The 15,151-nt window shown below is 67.5% G+C and carries 15 protein-coding genes and 1 tRNA gene; 6 read left to right on the top strand and 10 right to left on the bottom strand.

Annotation, left to right across the window (positions count from 1 at the left end; translation table 11 throughout):
- Positions 1 to 65: 65 nt before the first annotated feature.
- The 5 genes from FH608_RS46705 (at position 66) to FH608_RS53535 (ending at position 5,966) form a co-directional block, all read left to right on the top strand.
- Entirely contained in the window at positions 66 to 1,391 is a 1,326-nt protein-coding gene (locus tag FH608_RS46705; RefSeq protein WP_139637654.1) for a replication initiator, read from the top strand.
- Positions 1,384 to 1,575: a helix-turn-helix transcriptional regulator gene (locus FH608_RS46700; RefSeq protein ID WP_139637644.1), complete on the top strand. Its 192-nt coding sequence runs from the start codon at positions 1,384 to 1,386 to the stop codon at positions 1,573 to 1,575. The genes FH608_RS46705 and FH608_RS46700 overlap by 8 nt, the downstream gene beginning before the upstream one ends.
- Positions 1,572 to 2,936 carry a tyrosine-type recombinase/integrase gene (locus FH608_RS46695; protein ID WP_139637643.1) on the top strand — a complete coding sequence of 455 codons (1,365 nt, stop codon included), beginning with the start codon at positions 1,572 to 1,574 and terminating at the stop codon, positions 2,934 to 2,936. The genes FH608_RS46700 and FH608_RS46695 overlap by 4 nt, the downstream gene beginning before the upstream one ends.
- Before the next feature lie 976 nt (positions 2,937 to 3,912).
- Positions 3,913 to 5,670 (top strand): hypothetical protein, encoded by a 1,758-nt coding sequence (locus tag FH608_RS46690; protein WP_139637642.1) that lies wholly within the window; start codon positions 3,913 to 3,915, stop codon positions 5,668 to 5,670.
- Between the two features lie 2 nt (positions 5,671 to 5,672).
- Complete coding sequence (locus FH608_RS53535; RefSeq protein ID WP_139637641.1) at positions 5,673 to 5,966, top strand: hypothetical protein; 294 nt, start codon at positions 5,673 to 5,675, stop codon at positions 5,964 to 5,966.
- Positions 5,967 to 5,977: 11 nt separating this feature from the next.
- On the opposite strand, the gene FH608_RS46685 is transcribed toward FH608_RS53535, so the two are convergent.
- The 4 genes from FH608_RS46685 to FH608_RS46670 all read right to left on the bottom strand — a co-directional run bounded on the left by FH608_RS46685 (position 5,978) and on the right by FH608_RS46670 (position 8,602).
- Positions 5,978 to 6,436: a hypothetical protein gene (locus FH608_RS46685; RefSeq protein WP_139637640.1), complete on the bottom strand. Its 459-nt coding sequence runs from the start codon at positions 6,434 to 6,436 to the stop codon at positions 5,978 to 5,980.
- 350 nt (positions 6,437 to 6,786) lie between these two features.
- The gene (locus FH608_RS46680) at positions 6,787 to 7,623 is read right to left on the bottom strand and encodes a hypothetical protein (protein WP_139637639.1); all 837 of its coding nucleotides are present in this window, start codon (positions 7,621 to 7,623) and stop codon (positions 6,787 to 6,789) included.
- Positions 7,624 to 7,648: 25 nt separating this feature from the next.
- Entirely contained in the window at positions 7,649 to 8,395 is a 747-nt protein-coding gene (locus tag FH608_RS46675; RefSeq protein ID WP_193319030.1) for an HAD family hydrolase, read from the bottom strand.
- Positions 8,396 to 8,529: 134 nt separating this feature from the next.
- Positions 8,530 to 8,602, bottom strand: a tRNA-Arg gene (locus tag FH608_RS46670).
- 1,191 nt (positions 8,603 to 9,793) lie between these two features.
- On the opposite strand from FH608_RS46670, the gene FH608_RS46665 reads away from it, so the two are divergent.
- The gene (locus FH608_RS46665) at positions 9,794 to 10,774 is read left to right on the top strand and encodes a D-alanyl-D-alanine carboxypeptidase family protein (RefSeq protein ID WP_226900505.1); all 981 of its coding nucleotides are present in this window, start codon (positions 9,794 to 9,796) and stop codon (positions 10,772 to 10,774) included.
- A gap of 7 nt (positions 10,775 to 10,781) precedes the next feature.
- Here the strand turns inward: FH608_RS46665 and mscL are convergent, their stop codons facing one another.
- The 6 genes from mscL to FH608_RS46635 all read right to left on the bottom strand — a co-directional run bounded on the left by mscL (position 10,782) and on the right by FH608_RS46635 (position 15,129).
- Positions 10,782 to 11,174 carry a large conductance mechanosensitive channel protein MscL gene (mscL, locus tag FH608_RS46660; RefSeq protein WP_139637636.1) on the bottom strand — a complete coding sequence of 131 codons (393 nt, stop codon included), beginning with the start codon at positions 11,172 to 11,174 and terminating at the stop codon, positions 10,782 to 10,784.
- 21 nt (positions 11,175 to 11,195) lie between these two features.
- Positions 11,196 to 11,783, bottom strand: a complete 588-nt coding sequence (locus FH608_RS46655) for an RcpC/CpaB family pilus assembly protein (RefSeq protein WP_226900504.1) — start codon at positions 11,781 to 11,783, stop codon at positions 11,196 to 11,198.
- Complete coding sequence (locus FH608_RS46650; protein ID WP_139637635.1) at positions 11,780 to 12,586, bottom strand: S-methyl-5'-thioadenosine phosphorylase; 807 nt, start codon at positions 12,584 to 12,586, stop codon at positions 11,780 to 11,782. Before FH608_RS46650 ends, FH608_RS46655 begins: the two co-directional genes overlap by 4 nt.
- Before the next feature lie 68 nt (positions 12,587 to 12,654).
- Positions 12,655 to 12,963, bottom strand: coding sequence for an FmdB family zinc ribbon protein (locus tag FH608_RS46645; RefSeq protein ID WP_139637634.1), 309 nt, complete (start codon positions 12,961 to 12,963; stop codon positions 12,655 to 12,657).
- A 67-nt stretch (positions 12,964 to 13,030) separates the two neighbouring features.
- Entirely contained in the window at positions 13,031 to 14,536 is a 1,506-nt protein-coding gene (locus tag FH608_RS46640; RefSeq protein WP_139637633.1) for a potassium/proton antiporter, read from the bottom strand.
- Positions 14,537 to 14,559: 23 nt separating this feature from the next.
- Positions 14,560 to 15,129, bottom strand: a complete 570-nt coding sequence (locus tag FH608_RS46635; RefSeq protein WP_193319029.1) for a 5-formyltetrahydrofolate cyclo-ligase — start codon at positions 15,127 to 15,129, stop codon at positions 14,560 to 14,562.
- Positions 15,130 to 15,151: the final 22 nt, after the last annotated feature.

Raw genomic sequence — 15,151 nt, 5'->3', positions numbered from 1 at the left:
CAGCGTCACTGGATAGGACGGAACCCATCTTGCCCCACCTTGCCCACTCCCACGCTGTCGCCGGGATGATCCACCGGCTCAGCCAACCCGACTACGACCGCTGGGCCTCCCAGATCAAGCGGACCGGTGGCTGCCGCCAGCCCATCCACCTGCGCGGCAAGGTCGAACACTATGACCAGGCCACCGGTCGGCTCCTGCACCGCTACACCACCCGCACCGAACCCAACGGCGTCCTGCGCGTCCCGTGCAAGACCCGCCGTGCCTCCCGGTGCCCGGCCTGCGCCGAGGTCTACCGCGCCGACACCTACCAACTCGTCCGGGCCGGCCTCGTCGGCGGCAAGGGCGTGCCGGAGACGGTCAGCGCTCACCCGTGCCTGTTCGTCACCCTCACCGCACCGTCGTTTGGAGAGGTCCACGCTCGGCGGGAGAAGAACGGCAAGGTCCTGCCCTGCCACGCCCGCCGTGACGCCGAGACCTGCCCGCACGGGCGGGTCATGTCATGCACCGAACGGCACAGCGCCCACGATCAACGACTCGGGGAACCGCTGTGCCCCGACTGCTACGACTATGACGGCTCGGTCCTGTTCAACGCCATCAGCCCGGAACTGTGGCGCCGCTTCACTCTCGCCCTACGTCGCCGCTTCGCCAAGCTCAGCGGCCTGACCGTCAAGGCGTTGCGTGAACAGGTGATGATCTCCTTTGCCAAGGTCGCCGAGTATCAGCGACGTGGCGTCGTCCACTTCCACGCGGTCATCCGCCTCGACGGTCCTGACGGACCGTCCTCGCCACCACCGGCCTGGGCGACCGCCGATGCTCTGGCGGAAGCCGCCCACCATGCGGCGGCGGTCGTCACCGCGGAGGTCAAGCCGCTCGGCCGGACGTTCCGCTGGGGCACACAGCTCGATGTCCGCCGCATCACGATGGACGGCGACCTCACCGAACAGGCCGTCGCCGCCTACATCGCCAAGTACGCCACCAAGGCGGCCGAATGCGTCGGCACGCTGGATCGGCGTGTTCAGCCGCTTGACAACCTCGATGAGTTGCCCGTCCGCGAGCATGCGCGCCGACTGATCGCGGCGTGCATGCGCCTGGGCGGCAACCCCGGCCTGGCCGATCTCAGGCTCCTTCACTGGGCTCACATGCTTGGCTTCCGCGGCCACTTCTCCACCAAGAGCCGCCGCTACTCCACCACTCTCGGGAACCTCCGCGCCGCGCGCGAGGAACACGCGCGTGCCGAGGAGGTCAGCACCGGCCGGCTCGCGCTGTTCGACGAGGACACCGTCCTGGTGATCGCCCACTGGGAGTACGCCGGTCAAGGGCTTTCCATCGGAGAGCAGGCTCTCGCGGCAGCGATCACCGGCACCAGTCTGCCGGGGGTCGCCGATGAGTAGGCGCGACGAGTTGCTGACTGTCCCGCAGGTGCTCGCCGAACTGGGTGGCGTGTCTCGCCGCACCTTCTACCGCTGGCGCGAACTGGGCCGTGCGCCGGTCTGCGTCCAACTGCCCAACCTCGAACTCCGCGTTTGGCGGAGCGACCTCATGACCTGGCTCGACTCGCGACGGGAGACGGTGTGAACACCACATACGACGTGAAGCTCGGCGCGATCCAGCACCGTACGGACCGCGACACGCCTCTGTTCATCGCTCGCTGGCGCGTCGGAGGCAAGCCGAAGTCCAAGAGCTTCCGGACCAAGGGCCTGGCCAACGCCTTCATGTCTGACCTGCGGCAGGCAGCGAAGACGGGGGAGGAGTTCGACCTCGCCACCGGATTGCCGGTGTCGATGCTGGCGAGCGCATCCTCCGGCCCGACGTTCTTCGAGCTCGCTCAGGCGTATGTGCTCCGCCGCTGGAGCACCTCGGCGCCTCGCACCCGGGAGACAGATGCGTACGCGCTCCTGTCGTTGGTCCCTGCCCTGGTGGCCGACGCGCCACGCCGTCCCACGGCCGAGGACCTGCGGGAAGTCCTGAGGACCTACGCGCTCATCCCGGAGAAGAGGCGTCCTGCTCTGACCGTGGCCCAAACCGCGGCATTGGGTTGGCTGGAACGGGCGTCCCTCCCGCTGTCCGAGCTGAAGGAGCCGCATGTCCTCCGTACGGGGCTCGCCGCCATCTCGGTCACCTTCGCCGGAACTCCAGCCGGTGCGAACACGGTACGGCGCAAGCGCGCCGTCCTGCATCACCTGCTGGAGCACGCGGTGGAGGAAAAAGTGTTCGATAGTAATCCGCTGGACGAGATCAAATGGACGGCTCCGAAGGCCGTCACGGTCGTCGACCCGCGCACCGTGGTCAATCCGATCCAGGCCCGGCAACTGCTCGACGCCGTGCCCAAGGTGGGCCGTAGGCGCGGTCCTCGCCTCAGGGCGCTGTTCGCCTGCATCTACTACGCGGCGTTGCGGCCGGAAGAGGCGGCGGACCTGCGGCTGGCGAACTGCACGCTGCCCCAGACGGGATGGGGCCTGATCGTCCTGGAAAAGGCGCGACCGCAGGCAACGAAGCGCTGGACCGACTCTGGCCAGACTCACGAGCCGCGCAGCCTGAAGCACCGCGCGGACAAGGAGACCCGTGAGATTCCGATCCCGCCCGTCCTGGTGGCCATGCTCCGTGAGCACGTCGCCGAGTTCGGCACCACCAAGGACGGGAGGATCTTCAGTACGAGAACCGGTGGCACCTACTCCAGTTCGGCGCACTCGTACGTTTGGCAGGAAGCCCGCAAGCTCGCGCTCACTCCGGCGCAGGTCGCCTCGTCGCTGGCTGCGCGCCCGTACGACCTCCGTCATGCGGCGGTGTCACTCTGGCTGAACGCGGGCGTCCCGGCCCCGGAGGTCGCCAAGAGGGCTGGGCACAGCGTTGACGTCCTGCTGCGGGTCTATGCCAAGTGCATGGACGGCCAGCAGGAGCAGATTAACGGCAAGATCAACGACGCCCTGGACACATAGCCCACATTCATCCACTTCCGGCCCCGCTCGTCCCGGGGCCGGTTCGTCTTGCACCGCTGTCTTTGCCGAGTCATTCCCGCTGGATATGGATGCCCTGCGGCACGCTGGCAGGCACGGGCGGCCAATAGGGAGGATCATGCACGAAGACCAGAGCCACCCCACCCTCTCACGCGAGGAACTCCGCCCGCTGCGGCGCCCGCCGTACGGCCTGCCGCTCAGACACCGGCTTCGGCCTGGCGCCGACTCCGACTCCTTCGGCTGGCGGAGGTACTCGACCCCCACCCCACCAGAGCGATCAACGCTGCGAGTTCGGCGTCGGCTGGCTCGGCCGGTGCTTGTCGCCGGTCTCCTGGGCTGCGTAGCCCTCGGCATCTGGTCGAGCTCAAGGGGAACGGACAGCGCCGCGTCACGATCGAACGCCGCTTCGACGCCGACACTCGCCCCGAGCGTCGCCGGGCGCCCTGTCGCGTCTACTCCAACGCCGACGTCCTCGCCCCGAGCGCTTCCCTCGACCACGCCCAGGCCAACCCGCAAGACGTCGAAGGACAAGGCGAAATCGCCAAGGCCCCATCGCCGATCAGCGCTGCCGGCTGTCCCGCCCCAGCGTCATCGATATCAGCCGCCGGCTCCGCCCAAGAAGACCGTGGCTCCCGCTGGCCGCAGGAAGAAGGCTGGAAACAACGACTCACAAGTCAGGAAGCCAGCGGCGCCGTGGATCGCCGCGGAGTGTGACGAACGGTTCCCGCCTTCCCGCCCCGAATCTCGACTCCGTAACTGGGCCTGTCGTTCCATCCTCGGATAGCACTCAGCAGCAAGGGGGAGCGCAACGGGCCTTGTTGCGATGTCTGCCCTGAAACCGGCATTTACTACCGCAGCGTCGGTAATTCCGGTTGTTTATAGGGATGTGTGGGGCATTTACCGGGATTAGCTGTTGTGCTTGACTCCTCCCTTGTAGCCACACCCTCTGGGAGGGTTCATGGGGGAGTTCGTCGGGATCGACCCCAGCCGGGCGGAACAGCTCATACGCGAGATGGAGGGCGGTAAAGACGTCCTGGGCCGCACACGGCATGGGCTGGAGGCGGCCATCGCCGAGGCGGGCCCGTCCTGGCCCGGCCCTGCCGGGGTAGCAGCCATGCACCGATCCTGGGCGTTCTTCGACGAGACGCAGCGTGATCTCAAATGGCGGATGGACACGCTCAAGCAGCTGGTCCCGACTTCGGGAAATGGCATGTTGAGCGAGTTCTTCCCCTTCGACAGCGAAGCCGAGGCCGCCCGCCAGGGAAAGGCCGACGCGAAACCCATCGCGGATGCGCTCAAGCAGCATGAGATCGAGAGCTCCATAGAGACCTGGCGGAAGGTCACGGCGGCTACGGCCGCCACAAAGGAGAAGCTGAACGATCCCGCGTACGCGGCCGCCTTGCTGAACGCCCTTGGGCCGGACAAGTTCCGTGCGCTGTTCATGCACTGGATGAAGGACAAAGGCCCGGCCATGGACAGAGGGCTCCCGCCGGCTCTGCTCCAGCAGGGCCGGAAGAGCCTAGGACCACTGGCCGAGGCGTACGCCAACGCTGAACGCGCCGGACGGCTGGGCGAGGAGTGGCGCACGAAGTTCATGGAATCCACGCAGCCTGGCGTGCTGACCGCGCTGATCGCGATGTCCAAGCCGTCGAGCAGACTCCTCAATCAGGTGGCGCTGCGCGTGCTGGGCCGTCCACTGGGGGCGGACCTCCCGACCAGCCCCAACTGGAATTTGAACGCGCTGGTGGAGGCGTACAACGTCGACCCACAGGCATTGCAATCGCTCCTGGCTGACAACAAGGACGCCGCAGGCTGGCTCTTGCATCCCCAGCGCGCCCGAATGAGCGGCGTCGCCGACCTCGAAGCGAAGCTTGCGGAAGCGCTGGACAAGGCGTTGAACCCAAGCGCCGGAACCGCCGGTGTCCGCGATAGAGCATGGTTCAACATCATTCGAGGGATGGGCGCCGAGGACAGCCCGTGGATCGGCGGCTCGTGGGGCACGCTCAAGGACTCCCCGATCAGCGAGAGCTTGGCCAAGAACGTGGCCCCCTACCTCGACCAACTCGCCCGCGGGCAATCCAAGCGCGACTCGCCCGAATTGAAGTCGACCTTCCCCACGTCACCATGGGACACCCTCGCCCCTGATGACGCTTCCCGGTTCATGGGCGGCCTGATGCAGGACAAGGACGCGGCGAACATCCTGATGAAGGCGTCCCAGGACTACACGCTGGGCCTGGACATCGGCCGGTTCCGGCCCTTCGGAGATGAGGCCACCCAGGATCAGTACACCTCCCGCGCGGCACTCGCTGGAGGCGTGGCGAATCTGATGCTGAGCGGCTCGACGCACGCCGAGTGGACCGACGACGAATACGCCGACTGGCTGGCAGGCGTCGCGCTACTGCCCGTCTCGTGGCTCTCCAACAGGTACTGGCCCATCCAGGACGCCAACGTGGCCACCGCCCGAGACGCCGGGATGGATGAGGCCAAGGACGGCCTCAAGGGGGCGATCACGGACTACTTCGACAAGAAGACCCCGGCCACAGCAGAGGACATAGCGAAGCGCATCGTGCAGAGGCAGGCCGAGTGGGTGAACTCGTCCCTGAACGAGCATGGTCAGAAGCCGTTGACGGAAGCTCAGCAGAATGAGGTCCGTATGGCGTTCCGCGGGCGGCTCTATGACGCGCTGGTCAAGGCGCTGGAACAGCGGGGAGGTTGAGCGTGACCATTCCCAGCCAGAGCCAGCTGCTGAGGCAGGCCGCAGAGAAGGAGGTGCTCGCCACAACCCTCACTCGATATGCTGAAGAGCTGGACAGGGTCTTCGCTGGCACGCTGGCACGGCCACAGGAAGTCGATGCGTTCTGGAAAGGGCCAGCTGCGGGACGCTTCACCCATCAAGCCGGGCAGCTACGACGCGAGATCGGCGCACTCCGAGATAGCTGTCTGGCCACGGCCGATCGTCTCCGCAGGCAGGCCCAGCTTGTGCGATCCGAGGCAGCTCAGATGCCGAGTTGAGCACGCGGTCATCAGTTTCGTTCGTAACAGCTGGTCTTACCGACGATCATGATGTTGGGCTTCTGTCCGTTGCGCACAGTTATCAAGAATGTGATCCCGGATGTTGGATGCCGCAGCACGGCTGTGCCTAGATTCGCGTCAGCAAGGTCCGAGGTATCCACGATGGTGTCATAGCCCTGTAGCGCTAAGCCGCTCGCCATCAGACCTGCCGCATTACTCGGTGAGTGCTGGGATGGCAGTCCTTTGAGGTCGCCCTGAGCGCGAAATAGACGCTGTACCTGTCCTTTCAGGCATCCAATTTCGCTATCCCGATCGGCTCGTTCGGTTGCGCTGGCGGAGCCCGTAGCGGCCAGGTCTTGAGAGGCCAGAAGTTTATCGCCGTCCGCGATGAGCTGCTTCGATGCCTCATCCAAGGAGGGTCTGTCGGAGTCTGCTGAACAGCCTGTCATGGCGGCGAGAGAGACGAGCACCGAGACAACCATGGACAGTTGGCGAGCATTTGGGCGCACGTCCCGGACACTACCTAACCTCTACTCCCACGTACACCATGTATGCTTCCTACGTACTGAACGCTTATTCGGCCGCGCTCCTGGAAACGCAGGCTGATGTCAGTGCCTGTCCCGCATGATGGCGATTGCTTCCGCGATATCGGCTACCACATGGTCGGCACGGTGTCTGTGCCCTGGCCACGTTCCCCGATCGATTCAGATCGTCCGAGATCCGGCCGTCTGCCCGGCTTGGACGTCGGCGATGAGGTTGTCATCGATCATCCATCCGCCCCTGGGACGTGCAGCGCTGATCGGTGTCCGGTGGCCGAGAATCACCGCCTCGGCGCACCCCACCAAGTCCCGCCCTGGTGGTGGACGAAGTTCCAATCGTCGCTGGAAGCGTTGTCCGGCACTGCGAGGAGCATTGCCTCCGCCTCGGTGCACACGCGCTCGATCTGGTGCGCCGTCAGCCGACGGCACCCCCAGAGCAACGTGGCCATTTCTGCCGCCAGTGGATCGTGTGACAGTACTGCCTCGGAGAGATCAACGCGGGTGACAGCCGCGAGGTCGCCGGCGGGGATGCCGAGGGTGGTCGCGAAGCCGGCCAGCCAGATCGGATTCAGCGGCGCACGGCCCGCAGCGATCGAATGGAGAGTGGAGGGGGACAGATATACGCGGCCTTGGGTCAACAGGGCCAGTATCTTGGCGGCGGCGACCGGGGAATGGAGGTTCCGGTTGATGCACAGCATGGTGACGAGCATCTCCCCGAAGCCGCCGTCCCCTTGGTAGTAGGTGCGTGGCGGATCGGCCGGGCAGACGCGCGGTAACTGGGGCAAGCGTTCGACGGTTTCATGGAGGTAGGTCCGCTGATCTTCCGGCAATGCCATCGTGACTCGGACCAGCCGCGAGAGGGTAGATCCCGCTGCCGGTTCGCAGGGCGTAAGGGTCTCGGGTACCGGGAGATCGGCGATCACGAAGAGGTCGGCGGCGTGGAAACCAAGCGCGCCGGCAAGGTCGTGAAGCTGCGACGGGGACGGCGGTGCGCCGTCGGACACCGAGCGCAATTCGGATTCCGGGATGCCTGACACTGAGGCCAGCCAAGCGATATCCGTCTGGCGATAGTCGAGGAGCCGGGTCAACAGCACGCCGAAATCGGGACGGTCCGCCATGTCATCGCCCTCATAAGCTCAACATTTATCCAGGCTGGTGCATATCGCGCATGATGGCAATCGCCTCGGCTACGGCTGTCACCACGTGGTCGGCGCGATGTTCGTGCCCTGGCCACGTTCCTCGATCGACCCAGATCCCGCGCAGACCGGCGGCTTGGCCGCCTGCGATGTCCGCGACGAGGTTGTCGCCCACTATCCAACCACCCTCGGCGAGGTTGGCCCCGCACCGTTGCGCGGCGATCTCGAACAGGCCCCTCTCAGGCTTCCGGATGCCCTCGACGCCTGAAACGGCGTAGCCATCGACAGCAACAGCGAGACCGGTACGGCGGAGCTTGCCGAGTTGGTTATCCGCCATGCCGTTTGTGACGATCCCCACCCGCCAGCCGGCGGCCCGCAGTTCGGCTAAGCCCGCTAGAACACCTGGGTAGCACTGCACGAGGTGAGGCATGCGTCGGCGGTAGTCGACCCATAGCTCCTCGACCGATTCCGCGAGCGCGAAACGCTCGCGAACCTTACTAAAGAACACCTCGCGGTGCGGGTGCGTCTCCTGATCTTGGGAGACAAGCCACGTGAGCCCCTCGGCGTCCAAGCGGTGTCGCTCCGCGAACTCTTCGGCCCACCGGCGGAACGCGGCATCGAGGTCGATAAGTGTCCGGTCAAGGTCAAAGAGGGCGAGACGCTGCACGCAGCCGATCTTAGAGACGAGCGGCTCGATAGCGACAGTCCGGCCCCGAACTGCAGCGCTGACCTCGGGGAACGCCTTCAAGATCATCCCCCACATGTCCCCAGAACGCTGTCCTACGGCTGCATTCGGGTGCCCTCGGCGGCCTACCGAGGGTCTGGAAAGCAAAAGACCTGCGGCTGAAAACCCGCAGGTCAGAGGCCAAATTGCCTGGTGGAGAAGAGTGCCCCCGGCAGGATTCGAACCTGCGGCACCCGCTTTAGGAGAGCGGTGCTCTATCCCCTGAGCTACGGAGGCGGACTCTCGTAAGCCTAGCGAAAGTCTGGCACTGCGTGGGACATGGGACGCGGGTCAGTTTGGTCGGGTTGGTTATGGGTGCTCTGAGCTGCGGTAAAGGCATGACAAGTGATCAGAATCTTGCGCATCCCGCGTCGATAGCGTCTGTCTGTGACCACGAGGCAATGCAAGCAAGCGCGTCGGCGGCCTGTCGTGTTGTTCGGGGCGTTGTTGGCGCCGGCGATCCTGGCTGGGGGGTTGTTGGCGGGGGAGATGCGGGGGTTCGAGCAGGTGGGTGGGCCTGTGATGGTGCGGGACAGCGTGGCGGCCGGGGGGTTCGGGCCGGTGCGGATGCGGGCGCCGGCGCATCCGGATCGGGTTTATGAGGGCAGTGTGCCGGCGCCCGTGCGCGCGGTGTCCTCGTCGCGGGCGGTGTCTCGTCCGGAGGTCGAAGTTGCTCCCCGTGCAGTTGGGTCTGAGGCGCCCAGGATGGCGGAGCCTGTTACCCCATCTCCGGTTCGGACTGGGGGCGGTCATGGGTGTCCTGGGGAGTGGGGGGATACGTGGTTGTGGGATCTGTGTCGAGAGCGGGGGTGGGGGACCGAGCAGCGTGAGGAGCAGGCGGGGCTGGTGATCGCAGTGCCTGGACTTTGAGGAACCAGGTGATCGTGGGGTTTCCGCCTCCGTCCCTGTCCCGGTCTCCGCCTCCGCCTTCCGGGTTGTCTGTGGCGGGCGGACTGTCCGAGGTGGCGAGGGGTGGCGTTGGTGGAGGCGGCACTGCGGAGGGGCCGCGGCGGTGGGGCGGTTCTGGTTGAAGGCGGTGCGGGGTTGCGGCGGTTGAGGGCGGGTCTGGCGAGGGGGGCACGCGGCAACGACTGTGGGGCGGTTCTGCTCGCAAGCCTGAGGCAGTGAGGGAGCCGGGCCTGTGAAGGGTGGTACGGCTGTGGCTCGCCGGCCAGCGTAAGGGCGGGGTGTTTGTGGTGTTATGTCGTGATTGCTCCGGTGGTGGGGGTTTGTCTTATAGCGGGTCTCCCGAGTTCGGTCCGGGCACTCGGGGTGCTGTAGTAACGTGCGTGCCTGACCCGGGTAACGAGTTTGCAAACGGAGGAGTCGAACGTGCCAGCCCCTCGATCAGCGGGTCTGATCGCGGTAGTCATGGCGGTGGCTTCTCTTCTCGCGCCCCCCGGTCACGCGCGTGCGCAGGCGCAGACAGTGCGGGAGAAGCCCGATCCGGGCAGCCTGACCGCGCTGCGGAAAGAGGCCGAGCAGTCGGCCAAGGAGCTCGAGGATGCCACCAAGGCCCTGGAGAAGCGGCGGTCCGACATCGCCGCATCCGAGAAGCAGCTGAAGACCAAGCTGGCGACGCTGCAGGAGCTGGAGCGGCGGGTGGCGGTGATGCGGGCGCCCGTGGCGCAGACGGCGGAGCTGCTGTACGAGCAGCCGGTCATGGCGGACGGGATCGTGCCGTTCCTGTCGGGGCAGGCCGACAGGAGCACGTTGCGGGCGATGAGCGATGTGACCCAGATCGTGTCGGTACGGCAGAAGGCCGTCGAGCAGACCAGTGCCCTCTACACGCAGGCGGAGCAGCTGGCGGCGGAGGCCCAGGAGTTGCGGGCCGGGAACCTGCTGGCCGAGGCGCAGCTGGCGGCCGAGGTGGACACGTTGCGCCAGCGGTCGGACAAGATCGTGAAGTCTCTGACCGCGGCGCTCGTGAAGCTGGGCATCAAGATCGACAAGGTGGGGCGGGCGGCGCTGAGCTGTAACCCGCTGCGGGCGGCGACGGCCGGTGACTATCCCAACGGGCTGATCCCGAAGAACATGCTCTGCCCGCTGCAGCAGAAGGGGTTCAGCCTGCGGGCGGACGCCACCATCGCCTTCGTGAGCCTGAACGAAGCCTACCGGCGGCACTTCGGCAAGAGCATGTGCGTCACCGACGCGTATCGCAGCTTGGCCGAGCAGCAGTCGGTCTACTACCGGCGGCCGGGGTTCGCGGCCGTGCCGGGGCGTAGCAACCACGGGCTCGGGCTGGCTGTGGACCTGTGCGGCGGGGTGGAGAGGGCCGGGTCCCCGCAGTTCGTCTGGATGGAGAAGAACTCCAAGAGGTACGGGTGGTTCCATCCCTCCTGGGCCTACAGCAGCCCGTTCGAGCCGTGGCACTGGGAGTACGACCCGAAGAACGACACGCTGCTCTAGCCCGGCCCTATGCCACCTGGGTGGTGCAGAAGGCGCAGCGGGAGGCGGCCTTCGGGATCTCCGAGAGGCACTCGGGGCACTCGCGCGTCTTCGACTCGGCCTTGGCCGCGGTGCGGTCTCTGAGATGGGTGTACGGCTTCACCACCAGGAAGTAGACGACTCCGGCGACCATCAGGAACGAGACGAGCGCGTTGATGAAATTGCCGTACATGAAGCTGGACCGGCCGATCGTGACCTTGAGCGAGGAGAAGTCGGGCAGACCCCCGAACGCCGAGATCAGGGGCGTGAGGAGATCCGCCACGAACGACTGCACGATCGCGTTGAAGGCCGCCCCGATGACCACCGCCACAGCCAGGTCGACGACGTTTCCGCGCATGAGGAACTGCTTGAATCCACGCATGGGGAAATGGTAACCGAATGATTACGTCTCGTTAGGTTTGATGGTGATCGACAGGTGGCCGGCGGTCTGGGCGGAGGCCAGCTCCGCCGCCTGGGTGGTGGTGGTCGCGAGCACCACCAGGGCGCCGTGGGCCGCGCCGCTCGCCTGGTCCGCGGGCGGGATGGTGATGACCCGCACCTCTTCCGCGACGGCGCGGGCCGGCTGACCTTCCTCGCCGGCGGCCAGGACGGTGATCGTGGCGCCGGGGGAGAGCAGCCTGACGGCGGCCGCGTCGGCGATGCGGACCGGGGTGGCGACCATGCCCGGCGGTAACCGGAACGACCGGACGAGGCGGACGTCGGTCAGCGCCTCGCCCTTGCGCATGGGGCTCGCCAGCACCTGGCCCGCGGCGGGCGTGCGTACGGCACCGGCAGGCGGGTGGTTGAGCGCGGCGGGGGCCAGGTCACCCGGGGCGAGCGGGCCGGGAGCCAGGTCACGGGTGGCCACCAGCACCGTGGGCGAGGGAGCGGGGCGGGTGGCGACGAAGGCGCACATGACGGCGAGGGCGGCCAGCGCCGCCGCGACGAGGCGGCGACGGCGGCCGTAGCGGGTCAGCCAGGAGCGGATCACGGCAGCTCGAAGGGGAGCTTGAGCCCGTCGAGGGCCGCGCCGCAGGGGCACGTGCGGTCTTCCGGCAGGGCCTGCACGGTCTGGGCCACCAGCGTGCGCATGCGCGTGACATTCTGTGCGAAGAACTCGAGCACCTCGTCGTGCGTGACTCCCTGGCCGGCCTCCACCCCGGCGTCGTGGTCGGTCACCAGGGAGAGCGAGGTGTAGCAGAGGGCCAGCTCGCGGGCCAGCACCGCCTCGGGGAAGCCGGTCATGCCGACGATCGACCAGCCGTTGCCGGCGAACCACTGCGACTCGGCTCTGGTCGAGAAGCGCGGGCCCTCGATGACCACCAGGGTGCCGCCGTCGACGGTCTCCCAGCCGGCGGCGCGGGCGGACTTCACCGCGGTCGCGCGGCCCGACGGGCAGTAGGGGTCGGCGAAGGAGACGTGCACCGCGCCGTTGACGTCGTAGTAAGTCTGGACGCGGCCTGAGGTGCGATCCACGAGCTGGTCAGGGATGACCATGGTGCCCGGGCCGTACTCCGCCTTGAGCGAGCCCACGGCGCTGGGCGCGAGCACCTGGCGCACCCCGAGCGAGCGCAGGGCCCAGAGGTTGGCCCGGTAGGGGATGCGGTGGGGCGGGAATCGGTGATCCCGCCCGTGTCTGGGGATGAACGCCACGGAACGCGAGCCGATGCGGCCGACCGTGACGACGTCGCTCGGGGGCCCGTAGGGCGTGGCGAGCTCGATCTCCTCCGCGTCGTCGAGCAGGGAGTAGAAGCCCGATCCGCCGATGACGCCGATGTCTGCGCGAGTGACCATGGCCGAGAGGGTAGCCGGATCGGCACCGGGCCATGGTGGGCCGAATCCCGTTCTGTGGATAACGGGGGTCAGCTGGAGGCGGCGGCCGGCGTGGTGGCGGCGGAGCTTGTGGAAGAACTCGTGTCGCTGGACTTGCTCTCCGAGCCCTTCGCCGCGGCGGGCGACGAGGAGGACGACGAGGACGAGGAAGTCGACGACGAGGAGCGGTTGTCGGTCCGGTAGAAGCCCGAGCCCTTGAACACGATGCCGACCGCGGAGAAGACCTTCCGCAGGTTGCCCTGGCAGGCGGGGCAAACCGTCAGTGCGTCGTCGGTGAACTTCTGAACGACCTCGAGCTGCTCACCGCAGTCGTTGCAGGCGTACTGGTAGGTCGGCACGCTCTCCTCCTTAAGGTCTGGCACTCGAGGGATGCGACTGCTAATGGTAACCGATACGGCCAAACACCTATTCCAGCCCTCGCTCGCCGTACCAGCCCGCCAGCTTTCCGCTGCGGCTCACGGCGCGCAGCCGGCGCTCCACCTGGTCACGGCAGGAGGCGGTGGTGACCAGCAGGAGCTGGTCGTCCGTCCTGATCCTGGTGTTGGCGCCGGGCACGAACGACTTGCCCTCACGGACGATCAGCGTCACCTGCGCACCCGCCGGCAGGCGCAGCTCGAAGACCTCCACGCCGTGCAGCCGCGAGCCGGGGGGCACCTTGACCTGCAGCAGGTCCGCCTTGAGCTCCTCCAGCGGCGCCGCCTCCACCGTGAGGTCGTGCGCCTCCCCGGGCGCGGCCACCCCCAGCACCCTGGCCGCGAACGGCAGCGTCGGCCCCTGGAGCAGGGTGAACACGATGACGATGATGAAGACCTCGTTGAAGATCCCCTCGGATCCCCCGACGCCGGACGCCCAGGGGATGGTGGCGAGCACGATCGGGATCGCCCCGCGCAGCCCCGCCCACGACAGGAACGCCTGGTCGCGCCAGCTGGCCCGGCTCATCCGCAGCAGCCGCGCCAGCAGCGAGCTCACCATGACCGAGAGCGGCCGCGCCACGAGCACCAGGACGGTGCCGGCGATCAGGGCGGGCCCGATGGCCGACGGCATCTGCGAGGGGCTTGCCAGCAGTCCGAGCATGACGAACAGCCCGATCTGCGCCAGCCACGCCGCTCCTTCCGCGAACCCCCTGGTCGCCGCCCGGTGCGGCAGTCGCGAGTTGCCGAGAACCAGCGCCGACAGGTAGACGGCCAGGAAGCCGGAGCCGTGCAGGAGCACCGCGCCGCCGTACGAGACGAAGGTGAGCGCGAGCACGGCCAGCGGGTACAGGCCGGAGGTGGGGAGGGCGACGCGGCGCAGCGCGTACACGCCCGCCGGGCCGACGGCCAGGCCGACCGCCGCGCCGATGACCAGCTCGACGCTCGTCTCCAGCAGGAACGTTCCCACGGTGGCCGACGAGGCGGACGCCCCGCTCAGCAGCGTTACCGCGATCACCGTGGGCGCGTCGTTGAACCCGGACTCCGCCTCCAGAACGCCGGCCAGCCGTGGGGGCAGTCGCAGCCGGCGCAGCACGGAGAAGACGGCGGCGGCGTCGGTGGAGGCGAGCACCGCGCCGAGAATCAGCGCCGTCGTCCGGTCCAGGCCGAGAAGTCCCTGTACGACCAGCGCCACCACCACGATGCTGACCGCCACGCCCACGGTCGCCAGCACCACGGCCAGCGGGACGGCGCGCCGCACGTGGGACCAGTTCGTGGTGAGGCCACCTTCGGCCAGGATCACCGCCAGGGCCGTGAGGCCGATCTGCTGGGCGAGCACGGGGTTGTCGAACGGGATGCCGAACCCGGCCTCGCCCAGCACCAGCCCGAACCCGAGGAACACGAGCAGGCTGGGCAGGCCGGTGCGGTGCGCGACGCGTACCGACACGATGGCCGCGATGACGATTCCGGCACTAAGGAGGAGCCAGACATTCAGCGACATCCGGCCCCCTCTCGTACCTGCGTTCACATAAGACTAGTGAGTCCCTCTGGCGTCACGGCAAAACGAACGTGGCGATCATGGGGTTCCGCGGGCACGTCGTCGAGCAGCTCGCCGGAGTGGAGCAGCGCGACCGTCGGGACGTTGGGGCCCACCCTGGCCAGGGCGCGGTCGTACGAGCCGCCGCCGCGCCCCAGGCGTACCCCTGTCTTCCTGTCCACCGCCAGCGCGGGCACGATCACGAGCGCGGCCGTACGGACGGCGTCGACGCCGCGGCGGGTGTCGACCGGCTCCATGATCCCGAAGCGGCCCGGCGCCAGCGAGTCCGGCCCGTCGTACACCGCCCAATCCAGGTCATAGTCCTCGCGCAGGACGGGCAGGACAACGGTGGCCCCATGTTTCCACAGAGCGAACACGAGCCCGTGCGTGTCCGGCTCCGACCCCGTCGACCAGTAGCAGGCCACGAGCCCGGCCATCTGGACCCACGGCTGGTCGAGCAGCGTTTCGCGGACCTGGATGGCGTTTGCCCGTAGTTGTTCGGGGGAGAGGGAGGCACGCGCCGAGCTCAGCTCGCGACGCAGGTTCAGCTTGTCCACAGGTACCTCCACTAGGGTCTAC

It is taken from the genome of Nonomuraea phyllanthi (genome assembly GCF_006334985.2).
Taxonomy (GTDB): Bacteria; Actinomycetota; Actinomycetes; order Streptosporangiales; family Streptosporangiaceae; genus Nonomuraea; species Nonomuraea phyllanthi.
This window is presented reverse-complemented; position numbering and strand designations above follow the sequence as displayed.